General features: G+C 64.2%; 23 protein-coding genes. 20 read left to right on the top strand and 3 right to left on the bottom strand.

From position 1 onward, the window contains the following. The 6 genes from H7A12_16345 (at position 1) to H7A12_16320 (ending at position 4,778) form a co-directional block, all read left to right on the top strand. Positions 1–255, top strand: a complete 255-nt coding sequence (locus H7A12_16345; GenBank protein ID MCP5322352.1) for a hypothetical protein — start codon at positions 1–3, stop codon at positions 253–255. Between the two features lie 9 nt (positions 256–264). Then, a complete protein-coding gene (locus H7A12_16340; GenBank protein MCP5322351.1) occupies positions 265–912 on the top strand; it encodes a nicotinamide mononucleotide transporter in 648 nt (215 codons plus the stop codon). Further along, complete coding sequence (locus H7A12_16335; GenBank protein MCP5322350.1) at positions 839–1,735, top strand: phosphotransferase family protein; 897 nt, start codon at positions 839–841, stop codon at positions 1,733–1,735. Before H7A12_16340 ends, H7A12_16335 begins: the two co-directional genes overlap by 74 nt. Positions 1,736–1,741: 6 nt before the next feature. Continuing rightward, complete coding sequence (locus H7A12_16330; GenBank protein MCP5322349.1) at positions 1,742–2,740, top strand: iron ABC transporter permease; 999 nt, start codon at positions 1,742–1,744, stop codon at positions 2,738–2,740. After that, complete coding sequence (locus H7A12_16325) at positions 2,737–3,510, top strand: ABC transporter ATP-binding protein (GenBank protein ID MCP5322348.1); 774 nt, start codon at positions 2,737–2,739, stop codon at positions 3,508–3,510. Before H7A12_16330 ends, H7A12_16325 begins: the two co-directional genes overlap by 4 nt. A 272-nt stretch (positions 3,511–3,782) precedes the next feature. Then, on the top strand, positions 3,783–4,778 hold the full coding sequence (locus H7A12_16320) for a cytochrome-c peroxidase (protein ID MCP5322347.1): 996 nt from the start codon (positions 3,783–3,785) through the stop codon (positions 4,776–4,778). A 50-nt stretch (positions 4,779–4,828) separates the two neighbouring features. Here the strand turns inward: H7A12_16320 and H7A12_16315 are convergent, their stop codons facing one another. Next, the gene (locus tag H7A12_16315) at positions 4,829–5,764 is read right to left on the bottom strand and encodes a ZIP family metal transporter (protein MCP5322346.1); all 936 of its coding nucleotides are present in this window, start codon (positions 5,762–5,764) and stop codon (positions 4,829–4,831) included. A gap of 227 nt (positions 5,765–5,991) precedes the next feature. Here H7A12_16315 and H7A12_16310 point away from each other — a divergent pair, with 227 nt between their 5' ends. Beyond that, on the top strand, positions 5,992–6,804 hold the full coding sequence (locus tag H7A12_16310; protein ID MCP5322345.1) for an MOSC domain-containing protein: 813 nt from the start codon (positions 5,992–5,994) through the stop codon (positions 6,802–6,804). Here the strand turns inward: H7A12_16310 and H7A12_16305 are convergent. Next, entirely contained in the window at positions 6,763–8,043 is a 1,281-nt protein-coding gene (locus tag H7A12_16305; protein MCP5322344.1) for an MFS transporter, read from the bottom strand. The genes H7A12_16310 and H7A12_16305 overlap by 42 nt on opposite strands. 203 nt (positions 8,044–8,246) lie before the next feature. Between H7A12_16305 and H7A12_16300 the strand changes: the two genes are divergently transcribed. The 13 genes from H7A12_16300 to H7A12_16240 all read left to right on the top strand — a co-directional run bounded on the left by H7A12_16300 (position 8,247) and on the right by H7A12_16240 (position 16,336). After that, entirely contained in the window at positions 8,247–10,217 is a 1,971-nt protein-coding gene (locus H7A12_16300; protein MCP5322343.1) for a type IV pili methyl-accepting chemotaxis transducer N-terminal domain-containing protein, read from the top strand. Further along, entirely contained in the window at positions 10,214–10,885 is a 672-nt protein-coding gene (locus H7A12_16295; protein MCP5322342.1) for a response regulator, read from the top strand. Before H7A12_16300 ends, H7A12_16295 begins: the two co-directional genes overlap by 4 nt. A 251-nt stretch (positions 10,886–11,136) precedes the next feature. Then, entirely contained in the window at positions 11,137–11,559 is a 423-nt protein-coding gene (locus H7A12_16290) for a hypothetical protein (protein ID MCP5322341.1), read from the top strand. A 186-nt stretch (positions 11,560–11,745) separates the two neighbouring features. Continuing rightward, the gene (locus H7A12_16285) at positions 11,746–12,009 is read left to right on the top strand and encodes an AbrB/MazE/SpoVT family DNA-binding domain-containing protein (protein MCP5322340.1); all 264 of its coding nucleotides are present in this window, start codon (positions 11,746–11,748) and stop codon (positions 12,007–12,009) included. Further along, entirely contained in the window at positions 11,996–12,385 is a 390-nt protein-coding gene (locus H7A12_16280; GenBank protein ID MCP5322339.1) for a type II toxin-antitoxin system VapC family toxin, read from the top strand. The genes H7A12_16285 and H7A12_16280 overlap by 14 nt, the downstream gene beginning before the upstream one ends. 110 nt (positions 12,386–12,495) lie before the next feature. Further along, complete coding sequence (locus H7A12_16275; protein MCP5322338.1) at positions 12,496–12,741, top strand: Arc family DNA-binding protein; 246 nt, start codon at positions 12,496–12,498, stop codon at positions 12,739–12,741. Continuing rightward, complete coding sequence (locus H7A12_16270) at positions 12,738–12,962, top strand: PIN domain-containing protein (protein ID MCP5322337.1); 225 nt, start codon at positions 12,738–12,740, stop codon at positions 12,960–12,962. The genes H7A12_16275 and H7A12_16270 overlap by 4 nt, the downstream gene beginning before the upstream one ends. A gap of 84 nt (positions 12,963–13,046) precedes the next feature. Further along, complete coding sequence (locus H7A12_16265) at positions 13,047–13,343, top strand: hypothetical protein (protein ID MCP5322336.1); 297 nt, start codon at positions 13,047–13,049, stop codon at positions 13,341–13,343. Between the two features lie 78 nt (positions 13,344–13,421). Continuing rightward, complete coding sequence (locus H7A12_16260) at positions 13,422–13,742, top strand: IS66 family insertion sequence element accessory protein TnpB (GenBank protein MCP5322335.1); 321 nt, start codon at positions 13,422–13,424, stop codon at positions 13,740–13,742. A 192-nt stretch (positions 13,743–13,934) separates the two neighbouring features. Continuing rightward, complete coding sequence (locus H7A12_16255) at positions 13,935–15,410, top strand: IS66 family transposase (protein ID MCP5322334.1); 1,476 nt, start codon at positions 13,935–13,937, stop codon at positions 15,408–15,410. 66 nt (positions 15,411–15,476) lie between these two features. Further along, positions 15,477–15,629 carry a hypothetical protein gene (locus H7A12_16250; protein ID MCP5322333.1) on the top strand — a complete coding sequence of 51 codons (153 nt, stop codon included), beginning with the start codon at positions 15,477–15,479 and terminating at the stop codon, positions 15,627–15,629. Positions 15,630–15,773: 144 nt separating this feature from the next. After that, the gene (locus H7A12_16245; GenBank protein ID MCP5322332.1) at positions 15,774–16,019 is read left to right on the top strand and encodes a type II toxin-antitoxin system CcdA family antitoxin; all 246 of its coding nucleotides are present in this window, start codon (positions 15,774–15,776) and stop codon (positions 16,017–16,019) included. Further along, positions 16,019–16,336, top strand: coding sequence for a CcdB family protein (locus H7A12_16240; GenBank protein MCP5322331.1), 318 nt, complete (start codon positions 16,019–16,021; stop codon positions 16,334–16,336). Before H7A12_16245 ends, H7A12_16240 begins: the two co-directional genes overlap by 1 nt. Positions 16,337–16,356: 20 nt before the next feature. Here H7A12_16240 and H7A12_16235 read toward each other — a convergent pair whose 3' ends face one another. After that, positions 16,357–16,695, bottom strand: coding sequence for a HigA family addiction module antidote protein (locus tag H7A12_16235; protein ID MCP5322330.1), 339 nt, complete (start codon positions 16,693–16,695; stop codon positions 16,357–16,359). Positions 16,696–16,705: the final 10 nt, after the last annotated feature.

Genomic DNA, 16,705 nt, shown 5'->3' with positions numbered 1-16,705 from the left:
ATGCAGGTCTCCGTCGATATCAGTCTCTATCCGCTGCAGGAAGAGTTCATCCCGATCGTCATCGATTTCATTCACCGCGTGCAGTTGCGCGAAGGCATCGAAGTGACGCGCGGTGTGCTGTCGACCCAGCTTTTCGGTGAGAGCACGCACGTACTCACGGTTCTGGCGCAGGAGTTCGAGCACAGCGTGGCCACCTGGGGCAAGTCGGTGCTGGTGGCGAAGATCATCGCCGGCGACGTGCGCCTGGGCTCCTGAGGCGCGCGGGTGGAGGCGTTCTGGACGGCCCGCCATGCCTGGGAAGCGCTCGCGGTGGTGCTCGGTGTTGCGTACCTGCTGCTTGCGATGCGCGAAAGCCTGTGGTGCTGGTACGCCGCGTTTTGCAGCACGCTGATCTACCTGTTCCTGTTCTGGCACGTCGGGTTGCCGATGGAGTCGGCGCTGCAGGTCTATTACCTCGGCATGGCGGTGTATGGCTGGTGGCACTGGCGTGGTGGCAAGGCCACGGGTGACCAGGCGCCTTCGATCCGCACCTGGCCCTGGCGCAATCATCTGCTGGCCGTGGCGGTATTGCTCGGTGCTTCGGTGCTGTCCGGCAGCGCATTGACGGCGTTCGGGCTGGGGCGGCTGCCGTACCTCGACTCCTTCACGACCTGGGGGGCGGTACTCACGACCTGGATGGTTGCGCAGAAGCTGCTCGAGAACTGGCTGTACTGGCTGGTGGTGGATTCCGTTTCGCTGTACCTGTATCTGGACCGTGGACTGCATCTCACCGCGCTGTTGTTTGTGGTCTATCTTGTGATCGTCGTGTTCGGGTACTTCCAGTGGCAACGTCATCATCGTGAGCAAACCGCAGCATACTCTGCCGCGCCGTCTGGTCGATCTGTTCGACGAGTGGTGTCCCGGGGACGGTGACGAGCGGCCGGAAGTCGAGGCGGTGTTCAGCTCCGGACACAGCAACCGCAGTTTCCTGATCCGCCATGCCGGACGACGCTACGTTGCACGCTTTCCGGAAAAGGCGGCCGCACAGCTCGGTGTCGATCGTCAGGTGGAGCGGCGCGTGCTCGATCGCGCCGCACGCATCGCGCTCGGGCCGGAGGTCGTCTATTGCAATCCTGCGTGCGGGACGCTGGTGACCGCGTATATCGAAGGCCGGCCGTTACGCATCGAGGGGCTCGGCGCCGGCGACACCATCGATCGGCTTGCGGTGGCATTGCAGCTGTTGCATCGGCAGAAGCTGGACGTACCTTCGGTGAATATCGCCGACCGGATCCGCATCTATGCCCGCGAGCTGCACACTGCGGAGGCGCGTGGCTGGCTGCGTGCGCGACGCTGGCTTGCAGCAGCCCGCCATGTGCTCGAGCAGTACCGTTTCGGCAATTACCGCGACGCATTGTGCCACCATGACCTGACCGCGCAGAACGTGCTCGAGGCCGACGGCGAACTGCGTTTCATCGACTGGGAATACGCTGCCCGCGGTGACCCTTTCGTCGATCTCGCGACGCTGGCGGAAGAGTGCAACTTCAGCACGCTCGACCGCGAACGTCTGCTGCTCGCCTACGGGACGATCGGTGATGCCGCGATCGAGCGCCTGTTCCGTGCCCGCGTGTTGTACCGCCTGCTCGGGCTGCTGTGGTACCTGCGCCGCTATCGCGGTGCGAGTGCGCGCACCCAGCCAGCATTGGGGCGGCACGAGAGCGCGCTCGCCACGCTGCTCGCGCAGGGTCCCGGGAGCTGAGCGGCGATGCGCGTGCTGGCAGAACGGTCATTGTTGCCTGCGCTCTCGGTGGCACTGGTGCTCGCAGGCCTGCTGGCACTCGATACCGGTTCGGCGGGTGCCTTGCTGTCGCCGGCACTCGGTGACTGGGTTGCCGGCCGGGAATCGACGGCGCTGCTGATCCTGCGCGAGATTCGTTTGCCGCGTGCGCTCGCCGCGCTGGCAGTCGGCGCGACGCTCGGCATTGCCGGTGCGGCGCTGCAGGGCATGCTGCGCAACCCCCTTGCGGAGCCGGGTTTGGTGGGTGCATCGAGTTGTGCCGCGCTCGGCGCCGTGCTGGTGCTCTATTTCGGGCTGGTGCCACAGCATTCGCTGCTGCTGCCGGCAGCCGGAATCGTCGGTGCAGTCGCGGCTCTCGCGCTGTTGCGTGTGCTGGTCGGTGACCACGCACGGGTTGCCACGCTGATCCTTGCCGGCGTGGCGCTGAACGCCTTCGCTGCAGCCGCGATCGCGCTGGCCCTCAATCTCGCACCCAGCCCCTACGCGTTGCACGAGATCGTCTACTGGCTGATGGGTTCGGTGGCCAACCGCAGCTTTGCCGAACTGGTGTTCTGCCTGCCGTTCATGCTGATCGCCGTGGTGTCGCTGGTGTCGACGCGCCGCTATCTGGAAGCGCTGAGCCTCGGTGAAGACACCGCGCATACGCTCGGTTTCGGGGCCCGTTCGCTGCCGTGGCGAGTGATGGGAGGGGTTGCGATCGGTGTGGGTGCCGCCGTTGCGATCAGCGGTACGATTTCATTCGTCGGCCTGGTCGTTCCGCACGTGCTGCGCCCGCTGGTCGGGCACCGGCCAGGGCGCTTGCTGGTGCCGAGTGCGCTTGGTGGCGCCTTGCTGGTGCTGCTGGCGGATGTGCTGGTGCAACGCCTTCCCGGCGCCAGCGAGCTGAAGCTGGGCGTGGTCACCTCGTTGCTTGGCGCGCCGGTGTTTCTGGCGATCGTGCTCGGTGCGCGCGGACGCCTGACGTGAGTGCGCTGATCGTCGACGATGTGCGTGTGCACCTCGGCTTGCGAGCCGTGCTGGCCGGCGTGTCGTGCGAACTCGCGGCAGGCGAAGTGCTCGGCGTCATCGGTCCCAACGGGGCGGGCAAGAGTACGCTGTTGCGTGTGATGGCCGGGCTGCTGCATCCCGCCGGCGGCAGCGTGCGTCTCGATGGCCGGGAGCTCCAGGCATGGCCGGCCGTAGAACGCGGTCGGCGCATCGGGTATCTGCCGCAGTCCGCGCCGCTGCACTGGCCGCTCGATGTGCGTACGGTAGTCGAGCTGGGAAGGTTGCCCTGGCAGCACGGCTGGTTCAGCGTCGACGAGGCGGGCCCAGAGGCGGTTGCCACGGCGCTGCTGGATGCCGAAGTCGAGGATCTGCAGCATCGCCTGGTCAACGAGCTCTCCGGCGGTGAACGTACGCGTGTGATGATCGCCCGGCTGCTGGCAGCCGAGCCGCTGATCCTGCTCGCCGACGAACCGGTGGCGGCGCTCGATGTGTATCACCAGTTGCACGCGATGGAACTGCTCGCCGAGCGGGCCGTGCGGGGTACCGCCGTTGCGGTGGTGTTGCACGATCTGAGCCTGGCGGCACGCTTCTGTGATCGGGTGCTGCTGCTTCACCACGGTGCCGTGATCGCTTGCGGAGCAGCGCGCGAGGTGCTGCAGCCGGCGATACTGGAGCCCGTTTACGGGGTGCGCATGCGCGTGATCGACGAGGACGGCCTGGCTGCGATCATCCCGTGGCAACGAGGCTGAAAAGGCAGTCGAAACAGCGCCCGATCGTCGATGCCGCAAGCGTGCGGCGAGATGCCGTCGCATCGGGGGCGTGCGCCGCAGGGAGGCTGCGCTCGAGCCTGCAGGGAGGCATTTACGGCGTCCCGCCGGTGTGAAGGCATTGCCTCATGTTTCGCAGTGTATTGCGACAGCACTCTGAAGCGCTCGCGCGACGGTTATCCGAAGCTCTGGCATCGTCGGGTCCCGATGTGGACAATCGCTGCCAGATGATCAAGTCATGAGGAGACGACAGCATGAAGTACTCGAAAGCCACGGCGGGTGTCGCCCTGTTCTGCGCGATGCTGGCGCAGGGCGTCAGCTATGCCAGTGAGCCCATCCAGCCGGTCAAGCCGGCGCGCAATATCGATCTGGGGCTCAGCGAACTCGGCAAGAAACTGTACTTCGACCCGCGTCTGTCGCGTTCGGGGTTCATTTCCTGCAATTCCTGCCACAACCTGTCGATGGGCGGGACCGACAACATCCCGACCTCGATCGGGCACAACTGGCAGCGCGGGCCGATCAACGCGCCGACCGTGCTGAACTCGAGCCTGAACGTCGCACAGTTCTGGGATGGGCGTGCAGCGGATCTCAAGGAACAGGCGGGTGGCCCGATCGCCAACCCCAAGGAGATGGCGTTCACACACCAGCTCACTGTCAGCGTACTGGCGTCGATTCCGGGTTATGTGCGTGAATTCAGGCAGGTGTTCGGCACCGACAAGATCACGATCGACGAGGTGACGCAGGCGATCGCCGAGTTCGAGAAGACGCTGGTGACACCGGACTCGCGCTTCGACCAGTGGCTGCTGGGCGATGCGAGCGCGCTCAGCGAGCAGGAACTGGCAGGTTACAAGCTGTTCAAGGAAAGCGGCTGCATCGCCTGCCATAACGGCGAGGCGGTCGGCGGCAATTCGTTCCAGAAAATGGGCGTCGTCGCACCGTACAAGGCAGCGGTGGACGCAGAAGGACGCTCGGCAGTCACCGGCAAGGACTCCGACCGCTTCAGCTTCAAGGTGCCGACCCTGCGCAACGTCGAACTGACCTACCCGTACTTCCATGACGGTGCTGCGAATACGCTCGGCGCGGCGGTCGATATCATGGGGCGGCTGCAACTGGGGCGTACGTTCAGCGCGACGGAGAATGCGAGCATCGTGGCGTTCCTGAAGACGCTGACCGGCGAGCAGCCTCGCCTGCTGTTGCCGATCCTGCCGCCGTCGGAGGACGCGACCCCGCGCCCGGTACCCTTCGACTGAGGGCAGCGTGCGCGCAGACGGCCTGCTGCCGTGCGATGGCCGCAGCAGCTTCAGCCAAGGGTGGTGTCGAGCACCATCATGACGGCGAAGCCCACCATCAGTCCGAGTGTGGCGGGGGTCTGGTGGCCATTGCGGTGGGTTTCGGGAATCACTTCGTGCGAGATCACGAACAGCATCGCACCGGCGGCCAGGCCCATCCCGATCGGGTAGGCGAGCGGAAAACCGCTTGCCAAGCCCAGGCCGATCAGCGCGCCGAGCGGTTCGGGCACGCCGCTCAGCGCTGCCAGCATCACCGCGCGTGCCGGGCGGAGTCCGACGCTGCGCAGTGCAAGAGCCACCGCGAGCCCCTCGGGAATATCCTGCAGCGCGATCGCAACCGCGAGCGGCAAGCCGGTCTGCAGGCTGCCCTGTGAGAATGCCACGCCGATCGCCATGCCTTCGGGCAGGTTGTGCAGCGCGATCGCGAACACGAACAGCCACATCCGCGGATAGCGTGCATACCCGGGGCCGCAGGGTCCGGTGGACTCGTGCTCGTGCGGCGTGAACTGCTCCAGGCCCAGCATCAGCAGCACGCCGAGTGCCATGCCGAACACCACGATGCAGGCGCCCAGCGGTGCATTGCCCAGGATGTGGGTGCCGGCGTCGATACCGGGCAGCAGCAGCGAGAATGCGGTTGCCGCCAGCATCATGCCGGCGGCCATTCCCATCAGTGTGTCGGCGAGGCGCTGCGGCATGGTGCGCAGCAAAAGCGCAGGCAACGCGCCGAGGGCCGTCGTGAGGAAGCCGGCAGTCCCGCCGTACAGGGCAAGCACCAGCGCGCGGGAAGGCCCGCCTTCGTTCAGTGAGACCAGACTCTCCGCCAGCAGGAAGCACACGGCGAGTACGCCGATCGCAAGTCCGCCGGCAACCAGCGGGTGTGCGCGCACATGCTCACGCCACGAGACGCTCGAGGTCGGTTGCGCTCTGGCGACGCCGGTGGTGCTCATCTGCCGCGGGTCTCCTCGCGTTTCGCCTTGCGCTGCAAAACTCCGGTGGGCGGTGCGCTCGTCGGCGCAAGACCCGTACGCCTCGTCTGTCGATGCGAGAGGCAGTCTAGCAAAGCCGCAGGCTTGCGACAGCGCTGACCACATGCCGACTACAGAAGCAGAAACGGGAAGCGCGCCACGGCTCGCATGCCTCTATCATGTCGATCATGTCGATGCCGCCGTCATGCATGGGGTCCCGTAGTGAAAATCGCCGAATCTACCGAGTGGCCCGAAACCGGGGCAGCGCCGTGAGCGCAGGGATCGTGCTGCGGGAGCTGCGCGCAGGAATCGTCGCACCGCTGGGTTCCGGTGAGGCACGCAGCGCAATCGACAAGCAGCCGGTTCGCGATGGCTACGCCGATGTGAACGGCTTGCGGGCAGATCGACAGGCCGACACCCGCCATCACGGCGGCCCCGACAAGGCTCTGCACCACTACGCGCTGGAGCATTACGCGCGCTGGCGTGCGCTGCTGCCGGAGCGAGCGGAGCGTTTCGTTGCAGGAGGCTTCGGCGAGAACCTGGTCACTCTCGGTATGACCGAGGACGTGGTCTGCGTTGGCGACGTGTACCGGCTCGGAGGCGCCGTCCTGCAGGTTTCGCAGGGTCGCCAGCCGTGCTGGAAGCTCGATCTGCGCTTCGATCTGCCAGCCATGGCCGAGCGTGTGCAGGACAGCGGGCTGACGGGCTGGTACTACCGGGTGCTGCAGCCCGGCACGATTGCCGCAGGCGATTGCCTCGAGCTGCACGATCGTCCGCATCCCGAGTGGACGCTGGCGCGGCTGCAGCACGTGCTGTATCACGACTGCCTGAACCGGGTGCTGCTCGCGACGATCGCCGACCTCGCCGTTCTGTCCGAGGGCTGGCGCCTGCTTGCATCGCGTCGGCTCGAGAGCGGCGTGGTCGAGGACTGGTCGCGGCGGCTCACGCTGCCGCCGCAAGCGGCGGTGCCGCGCGCGAACTCAGTCGTGCTGGCGGGCGAGGTCCGCGGCCAGCGTACGTGATGCCTGCCAGAACAGCAGGCTGGCCGCACCGCCGAGCACGCCGATCACGAGCATCGAGTAGCGGATCGCCAGCGCACCGTGCTCGGCGGCGAACACGTAGTCGTTCAGCAGCCCGACCGACAGCGGCCCGAGTCCGAGTCCGATCAGGTTCACGACGAACAGCAGCAGCGCGGAAGCCGTGGCACGCATGCGCAGCGGCACCAGCCCCTGCACCATCGAGAACATCGGCCCCACGTACATGGCGCCCAGCGCATAGAACGGGATGAACGCCAGCATCGAGTCACGCTGTGCCGGCAGCAGTGCAAAACCGAGCACGAACGGCACGCCGAGCAAGGACTGCAGCGCCGGCAGGCGCATGTACCACGCGGCGTCACGTGCGCCGAAGCGATCCGCGAGCCGGCCACCGGCGTAGGCTCCGGCGCAGCCCGCGACACCGATGATCCAGCCGAGCCACACGCCGATCTCGGTCCACGGCATCGCGTGGACGCGGTACAGAAACGTGGGTCCCCAGGTCAGCACTCCATAGCCCGAAAGCGACTGGATCGACGCACCGAGCACGATGAACATGAACGAACGCTGCGCCAGCAGATGGCGCAACACCTCACCGAGCGGCGGCTGCGCCTGCGGGGCGCTGCGTTGTTCCGAGGCGCCACGTGCGGGTTCGCGCACCGTCAGTGCAACCACCACCGCGAGCAACAGGCCCGGCGCACCGACGACCATGAATGCGGTACGCCAGCTGTAGTGGGCAACCAGGTAACCGCCGGCGAGGAACGCGATGGCAGACCCCACATAGACACCCCATGCAAATATCGATAGCGCCGTGGCGCGCCGGTGTGGCGGAAAATAATCGGCGATCAACGAATGCGACGGCGGGTTGCCGCCGGCCTCGCCGATGCCGACCAGTACCCGCAGCAGAGCCAGTTCGATGAAGTTGCGTGCCAGGCCGCAGGCAGCGGTCATCACGCTCCATATGGTGAGTGCCAGCGTGATGACGCGGGTACGCGAGCTGCGGTCTGCCCAGCGCGCGATCGGGATTCCCGCAAGCGTGTACAGGAACGCGAACGCAAAGCCCGACAGCAACCCGAGTGCCGTATCCGAAACGCCGAATTCCTGTTTGATCGGCTCGATCAGCATGGCCAGGATCTGCCGGTCGATGAAGTTCATCACATAGACCAGGCTCAACAGGGCGAGCACGTAGTTGGCGTAGGCGGCACTCGGAGCGCGTGTCGGCGGCTGCATGGTGTGTCCTGGTCGGTCATGGATGCCGGGATGCCGGCTTCGGGCAGCCGGACGGCCGGCAGTATAGAGGGCGCGGCTCGCGTCCAGCAGCCCATGGCGGGCATAATCCCGCGGTCATGACGGTCGGCCGGGAACCCTGATGGATCTGCTGCCGATCGGCGTCGCGTCGAGGAAAGCTCTTGGCTGAAGAAGCACACGCCGTGGTGGACACGGACCAGCGTCAATGGAGTCTCGGGCTGAAGCTCGCGCTGGTGCTGCTGCCGTTTCTGGTCTTCACGGGGGTCTCGATCGGAGTGACCCTCTGGGTGTCGTGGCAGCTCGATGGTGGCGCGGCCGCGGTCAATGAGGCGGGTCGCCTGCGCATGCAGATCAACCGCATGGCGCGTGCCGTGGACGCCGGCGATGCGACGCTGCTGCGGCAGTACGTAACGGAGTTCGATGCCAGCATCGAGCTGTTGCGGGTCGGCGATACGCATCGCCCGTTGTTCGTGCCGTGGGATGCACGGGTGCGCGAGCGCTTCACGGCGGTTGAAGCGGAGTGGGCGGATTTCCGGGTGCGGTGGGGTACCCCGCAGAGCCTCCAGGCCAGCGCGACCGCGCTGGAACAGGATACCGCGCGCTTTACCGACCATATCGACGCACTGGTGCGTGCGATCGAAAGGCATATGTCGCGCTGGACCGCGATCATGCACCTCGTGCAGATGGCGCTGCTGGCGTTTGCCGTGCTGGCGAGTGCAACGCTCGTCTACACCGGCTACGTGTTCGTGCTGGAGCCGGTGAGTGCGCTGGCGCGCGCCGTGCGGCGCGTGCAGCAGGGTGATCTGGGGGCTCGGGTCGGGTGCGCGAGTCGTGACGAGTTCGGAGCCCTGGCCGAGGGCTTCAACGGTATGGCGGAGCACCTGCAATCCGTATACGACAATCTCGAGACCCGGGTGCACGAGAAGACCGCCGAGCTGGAGGAGAAGCACGAGCGGCTCGAAGCCCTGTATGAAGTCGCCGCGATCGTTGCCGATGCCGCGTCTACGGAGGAGCTGGCGCACGGCTTCGTGCGCTGCGTGCTGCGTCTGACGCGTGCGGACGGGGCGCTGCTGCGCTGGTACGACACCGGACGTGGTCACTACGTGCCGCTCGCCTGGGAAGGTTTGCCGCAGGCGATGATCGCCGCCGAGAGCACGCTGGCCGAAGGCGAATGCGCATGCGGCGTGTCGGCGTCGAGCCAGGGTGTGCGGGAACCGGAGCTGCGTCTGGTCGCGCTCGACGCCTTGCCTGCGAGCTGCCTGCAGCACTGCCGCCAGGCCGGTTTCGCGACTGCGGTAACGGTGCCGGTGCGTGTGCACCAGCACACCAGCGGCGAACTCGATCTGTTTTTCCGCAGCCGGACCGCACTGTCCGTTGCCGAGCGTTCGCTGCTCGAAGCGCTGGCCGCGCACCTTGCTGCCGGGCTGGAAAACATCCGTCTGGCTGCACTCGCGAAGGAAGCCGCAGTCGCCGAGGAGCGCGGCTTCATTGCACGCGAGTTGCACGACTCGATCGCACAGTCGCTCGCGTACCTGAAGATCCAGGTGCAGCTGATGCGCGATGCACTGGCGGCGGGAGATGCCGGACGCATAGCTGCCGTTCTTGCCGATATCGATACCGGGGTTCGGGAGAGCTACGGTGATGTGCGCGAGTTGCTGCTGCACTTCCGTACCCGCGCTGATGCCGGTGGCATCGAAACGGCGCTGCAGACGACGCTCGGCAAGTTCGAGCATCAGAGCGGTCTGCATGGCGAGCTGCGCGTTCATGGACACGCGATGCCGCTGCCGCCGGATGTGCAGATCCAGGTGCTGCATATCGTGCAGGAAGCACTGTCCAACGTGCGCAAGCACGCGCGCGCGAGCAGGGTGCGCGTCGAGGTGTGGAAGCAGCCCGCCTGGTGCTTCGAGATCAGCGACGACGGCATCGGCTTTGCCGACGGAGCGGTTGCTGTCGACGCGCTGCCTGCCGATGCCACGCACGTGGGGCTGCGCATCATGGCCGAACGGGCCGCACGCATCGGGGCGGAACTTGCGGTCGACTCGTGGTGCGGGAAGGGAACGCGGGTCAGGCTCGACTTGCCTTTGGCGGGAGCGGTGGACAAGACAACTGATGCGGATTCCATCGGCCCGCCTGCTACGACAGAGGCACAGACATGAACGAGACGGCTACGCCGATCCGCATCCTCGTGGTCGATGACCACACCTTGTTCCGCCGTGGACTCACTGCGCTGCTCGCGCGTGAACCCGGGTTCCTCGTGATCGGCGACGAGGCGGACGTGAGTCATGCACTGCTGCGCGCAGCCGAGCAGCAGCCGGACCTGGTGCTGCTCGACAATCACCTGCCCGGAGTGCGCGGGGTCGACGCACTGCCCGCTCTGCGCGAGGCGGCGCCCGCCGCGAGGATCCTGATGCTCACCGTCAGCGAGGACGAGCAGGACCTGCTGGATGCGCTGCGCGGTGGTGCCTGTGGTTATCTGCTGAAGACGATCGATGGTGACGTACTCGGCGATGCGATACGGCGTGCGATGGCGGGCGAGAGTGTGATCGCCACGGAGATGACCACCAAGCTGGTGTCGGCAGTGCGTCAAACGGACACGGTGTTGCAGCAAAATCCGGCGCCGACCTCGCCGCTCGATGCGCTGTCCGCGCGCGAGCGCGATATCCTGCGAGGCATTGCTCGAGGCGACAGCAACAAGGTCATTGCACGCGAGCTGGGCATTGCCGAAACGACGGTGAAGATCCACGTCCAGCACGTGCTGCGCAAGCTCGACGTCGCGTCGCGGGTACAGGCGGCCGTGATTGCCACCGAGCACGGATTACAGTGAGTGTATGTCTGACGGCATCACCCAGTTCGGCCTCAGCCTCAGGGTGGATCCAGTAGGTCACGTCAGTCGGGCACGGACCCGCGCGAGCGCTTCATCCCGGGGTATGCATCACCAAAGAAGAAACACATGGCGCACGTCGGCGCGCGGGTGAACAGCGAAGACAGCAGCGGCAAATGGCGATTGCTTGCATTACGGATCAGCACGTATACAAATACCAACTGCACGAAAGCGGCATCGATGAGGGGAAATCCATGAACAAGCTGACGGTGCGGTTTCTGGTGACGAGCGTGATTTTGGCCGTGATCCTCTTCGTGGCCGATGTGGCGTTTCACGCAGTGGCCGTGCCCAATCTGTACGAAGGCTACCCGCAGCGCTCCAGCGCGGAAATGGCCGCGCTGATGCCCTTCCTGTTCCTGACCTACCTGGTCCAGATCACCATGTTCCTGTGGTTGTTCATGCGGCTCTATCCGGCCGGCGGCGTCGGCAAGGCGATCTGGTGGGGCCTGTGGGGCGGACTGTTCGTCGTGCTGCCCAACATGCAGTTCTTCGTCGGCGTGGAAGGCGCGACCTGGCTGCTGCTGGGCGTGCAGGTGGTGGAAGCCATCGTGCTGCTGATCGTGGCCGGGGTTCTGTTCGATCTCGTCCACCGCCGGCACATGACAGCGGCCGCATAGCCTGCCGCCAAGGCTTGCCGGACTGGAAAACCTTTGGCCCGGCACTCCGGGGCACGGGCTTGTTCAATCCGGGATCAGGTCGCGGTTGCGCGCGGGCTATCCCTATTTGTCAGGGCAGCCTGCTCGATTTGACAGGCAGGCCCCGCAGGCATAATCTTACCTTCGTCTTACTTTTAGGGCGCCCTTATGGAAACCACTAAACTCTCCAGCAAAGGCCAAGTGATCATACCCAAGGCCTTCCGGAGCACCCATCACTGGGAGCCCGGCCTTGAACTCATGGTGATAGACACCGGGGACGGCCTCCTGCTTAAGCCCAAGGCCACTTTTGCCCCCTCGGACCTCTCCGAGGTCTTTGGCATGTTCAAAGATAAGGTATCCCCGAAGACGGACGAGGAAATTGCGGCAGCATTGGCTCACGACATGCGGAGTAAGTGGCGTGATGGCAATTGATACCAATGTACTGGTACGGCTGCTGGTCAGCGACAACGCGATCCAGAGCAAAGCCAGCCACAAACTCTTCGCTTCCGAAGACATCTTCATTCCGGACACCGTGCTGCTGGAAACCGAGTGGGTATTACGCGCCGCCTTCGACTTAACCCCAGCAGACATATGCACCGCATTCCGGCGCGTATGTGGCCTACAAAACGTGACAGTTAGCGACGGCACGCTCATTGCCCAGGTCATTGCCTGGCACGAGGTGGGATTCGACTTTGCCGATGCGTTTCATCTTGCACTAAGCAAGGATCAGGACACGCTCAAGACCTTCGACGCCAACTTCATCAAGAATACCAAGAAGCATACGGAACGACGCGTAGAGCGGCCCTAACCCGGGCTCAGGTCGCGGCGGCGCGCGACCTATCCCTATTCGTTAGGGTTGCTCCGCCCGGCGCCCAGAGATACCATATTGGTTCCAATATGGTTCCAAGGTAAGCCGCTATGGGTGCAACCATTACCCTCAAGAACATACCCGATGAGATCTACGACAGCCTCAAGCAGGCTGCCGATGCCCACCACCGGAGCATTAACAGCGAAGCCATAGCCTGCCTGGAGCGGGTCTTGCTGCCTTCCAAGGCCAGCAATGAGGAGCATATGGCCCGCGCTCGGCAGATTCGGGAGAGCCTCAAGGGCAAGAAGTTCAAAGCGGCCGATATTCTCGAGGCCATAGATGAAGGCCGCCCGTGATCGTTGTTGATAGCAACATCATTGCCTACCTCTACCTGCCCTCAGACCTCAGCGCCGAGGCAGAGCAGCTGCTGGCAAAGGAACCTCATTGGGCCGCCCCCGCACTTTGGCGCAGCGAGCTGCGCAATGTGCTTGCGCTATATATAAGAAAGGAGCTGCTTTCCTTCGAGCACGCCTATTCCATTCAAACTGAAGCCGAGACTCTGCTCGCAGATTCGTAACCGGCCAAACGAAGCCGTTCTGTTATCCCGTCTGAACCTTCGCGATGCTCTGCTTCAACGAAGTGGTGTTGGAGGAGTATCGCCATGGGTTCGGTATCGACGGGTTCAGATTCCGTGCGCAAGTATGCGCGCCACAGCGCGGCACAGTGGCGCGTGCTGATCAGCGAGTTCGAGGCGAGCGGCGTTTCGCAGCGGACGTTCTGCACCCGCCACGGCCTGGCGAAGAGCACCTTCGAGCTGTGGCGGCGCAAGCTACGCGAAACCCGAAACGCTGATGTGGCGGGCGTTCGGCCCGAAGCGCTGTTTGTCGAATTGACCGCACCGATAGTCGACAAGACCGAGGCGTCACCAGCCCGCACCCGCATGGGAAGTAGAGCTTGATTTGGGCGCAGGCGTGGTGCTGCGGCTGCGCCGGGCGCGCGCCATGCTGAGCGTCAGCAGCGCATCGCGCATCTGGCTGTGTCTGGAGCCCACCGACATGCGCTGCTCGTTCGATGGGTTGTCGGCGCGGGTGAAGCAACACCGGGAGAAGACCCACTGGGTGGCAGCCAATGGTTCGCGTTTCTCAACCGTCGCGCCACGCAGATCAAGGTGCTCGGCTTCGAGGCGGGCGGCTACTGGATCTGGTCGAAACGACTCGAGCGCGGACACTTTGCACGCCTGATGACACGTGATGGACGCGTGAAACGCGCGCTGTGCGCCACCGAGTTTCTGGCGCTGCTCGAAGGCGTCGACGTCGAGATAAAAAGGCAGCGAAAACGCTACCGAACAGCGGCATGAACAACAGGGGCATTCCGGTACAATGGCGGCACGGTTTTCCTGCAGTATTTTCCGCCCTTGAACACCGCTTCGCGCATCGCCGAACTCGAACACACCAATGCGCAACTCACGGTGCGGATGGCCGCGATGACGCAGAAATTTGGCGCGGATCTCAGCACACTGAAGCAACAGTACGGCGCCGAGATCGCAGCGCTGAAGCAGCAGCTCGACTGGTTCAAGCGTCAGCTCTTCGGGCAGAAGAGCGAGAAGCAGCTGAGCATCGATCCTGCCGTGCAGGGCAACCTGCTCGATGCACTCGGCGTGCTTGAACCTCCGCAGAAGTCCCCACCGCCTCCCGAGCAGTCGATTACCTACACGCGCCGGCGCAAGGTGCGCGATGCGGCGGTGAACGACTCGGGACTGCGCTTTGGTCCGGATGTCACCCGCGACGTGGTCACCATCGTCGATCCGGCGATTGCTGGCGTACCCGAGGAGCGGCGCGTGCTGGTCTCCGAGCGCGTCAGCTACCGCCTGGCGCAACGCCCGGGTAGCTACGGGATCATCGAGTACCACTACCAGACCTGGAAGCTGGTCGAAGAGCAGCGCATCGTCAGCACCCCGGCACCGGCAAGCGTGCTCGAGCGCTGCGTGGCCGATGTGAGCCTGCTGGCCGGAATGCTCGTCGACAAGTTCTGCTACCACCTGCCGCTGTATCGCCAGCACCAGCGGATCGCCCAGTGCGGCATCCAGCTGAGCCGCACCAGCCTCAGCAACTGGAGCGGACGGGCCATCGATCTGCTGCGCCCCATCGCAGCGGCCCAGCACGCCCACATCCTCAGTGGATCGGTGGTGGCGATGGACGAGACCCCGATCAAGGCGGGACGCGAGAAGCAGGGCAAGATGCGCCAGGCCTACCTCTGGCCGATCTACGGCGAGGACGACGAGATCGTCTTCCACTACGCCCCGACCCGGGCGCACCACCATGTCGAGAAGATCCTGGGTCCGGACTTCCGGGGAACGCTGCTCTCGGACGGCTACGCTGCCTACAGCGCCTATGCGGCACGCAAGGGTGGCGTCACCCACGCGAGTTGCTGGGCGCATTGCCGCCGAGGCTTTGAGCAGGCACAGGATGCCGAACCCCAGGCGGCGGCCGAAGCGCTGGCGATGATCGCCGCGCTGTACCGGCACGAGCAGATCATCCGGGAACAGAACCTGGACCGGGAACACCAGCTCGCTTACCGAACACAGCACAGCGAGCCGATCGTCGACCGCTTCTGGCACTGGTGTGACGACCAGTGCCACCGCATGGATCTGTTGCCGAGTAACCCGCTCGCCAAGGCGATCCAGTACGCAAAAGCGCGTGTGACGAGTCTGCGGGTGTTCTTGTCGGATCCGGATGTGCCGATCGACACCAATCACCTGGAGCGCAGCCTGCGGGCGGTTCCAATGGGACGGCGCAATTGGCTCTTCTGTTGGACCGAGGTCGGTGCCGAGCGGGTAGCGGTTATCCAGAGCCTGCTGGTGAGTTGCCGCCTACAGGGCGTTGACCCCTACACCTACCTGGTCGATGTACTGCAGCGCATCAGCGAACATCCGGCGAGTCGGGCGGTCGAGCTCACGCCACGCGAGTGGAAGGCACGCTTCGCCCACGATCCCATGAAATCCATACTCGCCTACGGAAAGATATAACGGCGTCGTTTGACCGCTTACGCAGATTCGGAATATGAAGTTCCCTCCCTCGACGTCCTGAGGCTGGTGGAATCCAGCGAGTGCTCTGCGTACGACTGTGAGTTTGTTGCGCTGGCAAAGCGCCTGAACGCGAAACTCGTTACTGCCGACAAGAAGATACTCAAGGAATTCCCGGCGATCGCGATGACGCTGGCGCAAGCACTTGCCAAGCAACCCTAACGGCGTGCATGAGCCGCCGCCGGAGCGCGCAGCGCGGAGGGTAGTCTGGTCAGGCTCACCTATTCGTTAGCCCCGCCACCACACTGGCTTGCGCCTTGATATGCGTATATCGTATGCGCATACAAACCCCAGAGGGAGCCCGCTATGGTGCCGACCTACGATACCCATGCCCCCAAGCGACCTGCAAATCTCAGCGTTAACGGGGACTTGCTCACCAAAGCCAAGGAATTGGACATAAACCTGTCCGCCACCCTGGAGCAGGCTCTGGCCAATGCCCTGCGGGAGAAACAGAAGGCCAAATGGCTAGCCGACAATAAGGCCTCGATTGACGCCTATAACGACCACGTAGAGAAGCACGGCGTATTCAGCGACGGACTGCGGAACTTCTGATGACGCAATTTTCCGTTCACAAGAACGCCAACCCTGACACCAAGAGCACCGTTCCTTATCTGCTCAACGTTCAAAGCGATCTGATTGAAGATCTGGCCACGCGAGTTGTGGCGCCCCTCTACTCAGTAGCTGCGATGAAAGGAAAGATCCTCGAAACGTTGACTCCAGTCTTTGAGATTGAAGGTAAGCAGTACGTCATGGTGACGCCGCAACTGGCCGGCGTTCCGAAGAAGATGCTTGGAGCGAAGGCGATCGATCTTTCTTCGAAGCGTGACGAAATTATTGCTGCTCTCGACTTGCTCATTACCGGTATTTGAAGCGGGGCTAACGATGGCGGTCAGCGGCGCCTCGAAGAGGCGTCCGCTGCGCCGTGTTGTTCGGTCGCATTTGCTGCCCATGGTTTGATCCGCTTCAGAACCGGGCCGAGTTCCCTCTCGGCAACCTCCGTATCGTGCGCGGCCTGCGCACGCAACCAGTAGCCGCTGGAAAGACCGAAGAAACGGCACAGCCGCAAGTCCGTATCCGCAGTAATGGCGCGCTTGCCAGAAACGATTTCGCTGATGCGCTGCGCCGGCACATCGACTTCCTTCGCCAGGCGGTACTGGCTGATCCCCATAGGCGCTAGGAACTCCTCCAAGAGAAGTTTGCCGGGAGTAATGGGATCGAGCTTGCTCATGACAACATCA

It is taken from the genome of Pseudomonadales bacterium, assembly GCA_024234165.1.
Classification (GTDB): domain Bacteria; phylum Pseudomonadota; class Gammaproteobacteria; order Pseudomonadales; family UBA5518; genus UBA5518.
The sequence above is the reverse complement of the archived record's forward strand: the minus strand, read 5'-3'. Positions and strand labels throughout refer to the sequence as shown.

Bases quoted from the DNA above. Each gene is read 5' to 3' on its own strand.
- H7A12_16330 (MCP5322349.1), top strand. From the start codon at position 1,742: ATGCGCGTGCTGGCAGAACGGTCATTGTTGCCTGCGCTCTCGGTGGCA.
- H7A12_16290 (MCP5322341.1), top strand. From the start codon at position 11,137: ATGAACAAGCTGACGGTGCGGTTTCTGGTGACGAGCGTGATTTTGGCC.
- H7A12_16240 (MCP5322331.1), top strand. From the start codon at position 16,019: ATGACGCAATTTTCCGTTCACAAGAACGCCAACCCTGACACCAAGAGC.
- H7A12_16235 (MCP5322330.1), bottom strand. From the start codon at position 16,695: ATGAGCAAGCTCGATCCCATTACTCCCGGCAAACTTCTCTTGGAGGAG.
- H7A12_16305 (MCP5322344.1), bottom strand. From the start codon at position 8,043: ATGCAGCCGCCGACACGCGCTCCGAGTGCCGCCTACGCCAACTACGTG.
- H7A12_16245 (MCP5322332.1), top strand. From the start codon at position 15,774: ATGGTGCCGACCTACGATACCCATGCCCCCAAGCGACCTGCAAATCTC.
- H7A12_16320 (MCP5322347.1), top strand. From the start codon at position 3,783: ATGAAGTACTCGAAAGCCACGGCGGGTGTCGCCCTGTTCTGCGCGATG.
- H7A12_16275 (MCP5322338.1), top strand. From the start codon at position 12,496: ATGGGTGCAACCATTACCCTCAAGAACATACCCGATGAGATCTACGAC.
- H7A12_16285 (MCP5322340.1), top strand. From the start codon at position 11,746: ATGGAAACCACTAAACTCTCCAGCAAAGGCCAAGTGATCATACCCAAG.
- H7A12_16310 (MCP5322345.1), top strand. From the start codon at position 5,992: ATGGGGTCCCGTAGTGAAAATCGCCGAATCTACCGAGTGGCCCGAAAC.
- H7A12_16265 (MCP5322336.1), top strand. From the start codon at position 13,047: ATGGGTTCGGTATCGACGGGTTCAGATTCCGTGCGCAAGTATGCGCGC.
- H7A12_16315 (MCP5322346.1), bottom strand. From the start codon at position 5,764: ATGAGCACCACCGGCGTCGCCAGAGCGCAACCGACCTCGAGCGTCTCG.
- H7A12_16345 (MCP5322352.1), top strand. From the start codon at position 1: ATGCAGGTCTCCGTCGATATCAGTCTCTATCCGCTGCAGGAAGAGTTC.
- H7A12_16295 (MCP5322342.1), top strand. From the start codon at position 10,214: ATGAACGAGACGGCTACGCCGATCCGCATCCTCGTGGTCGATGACCAC.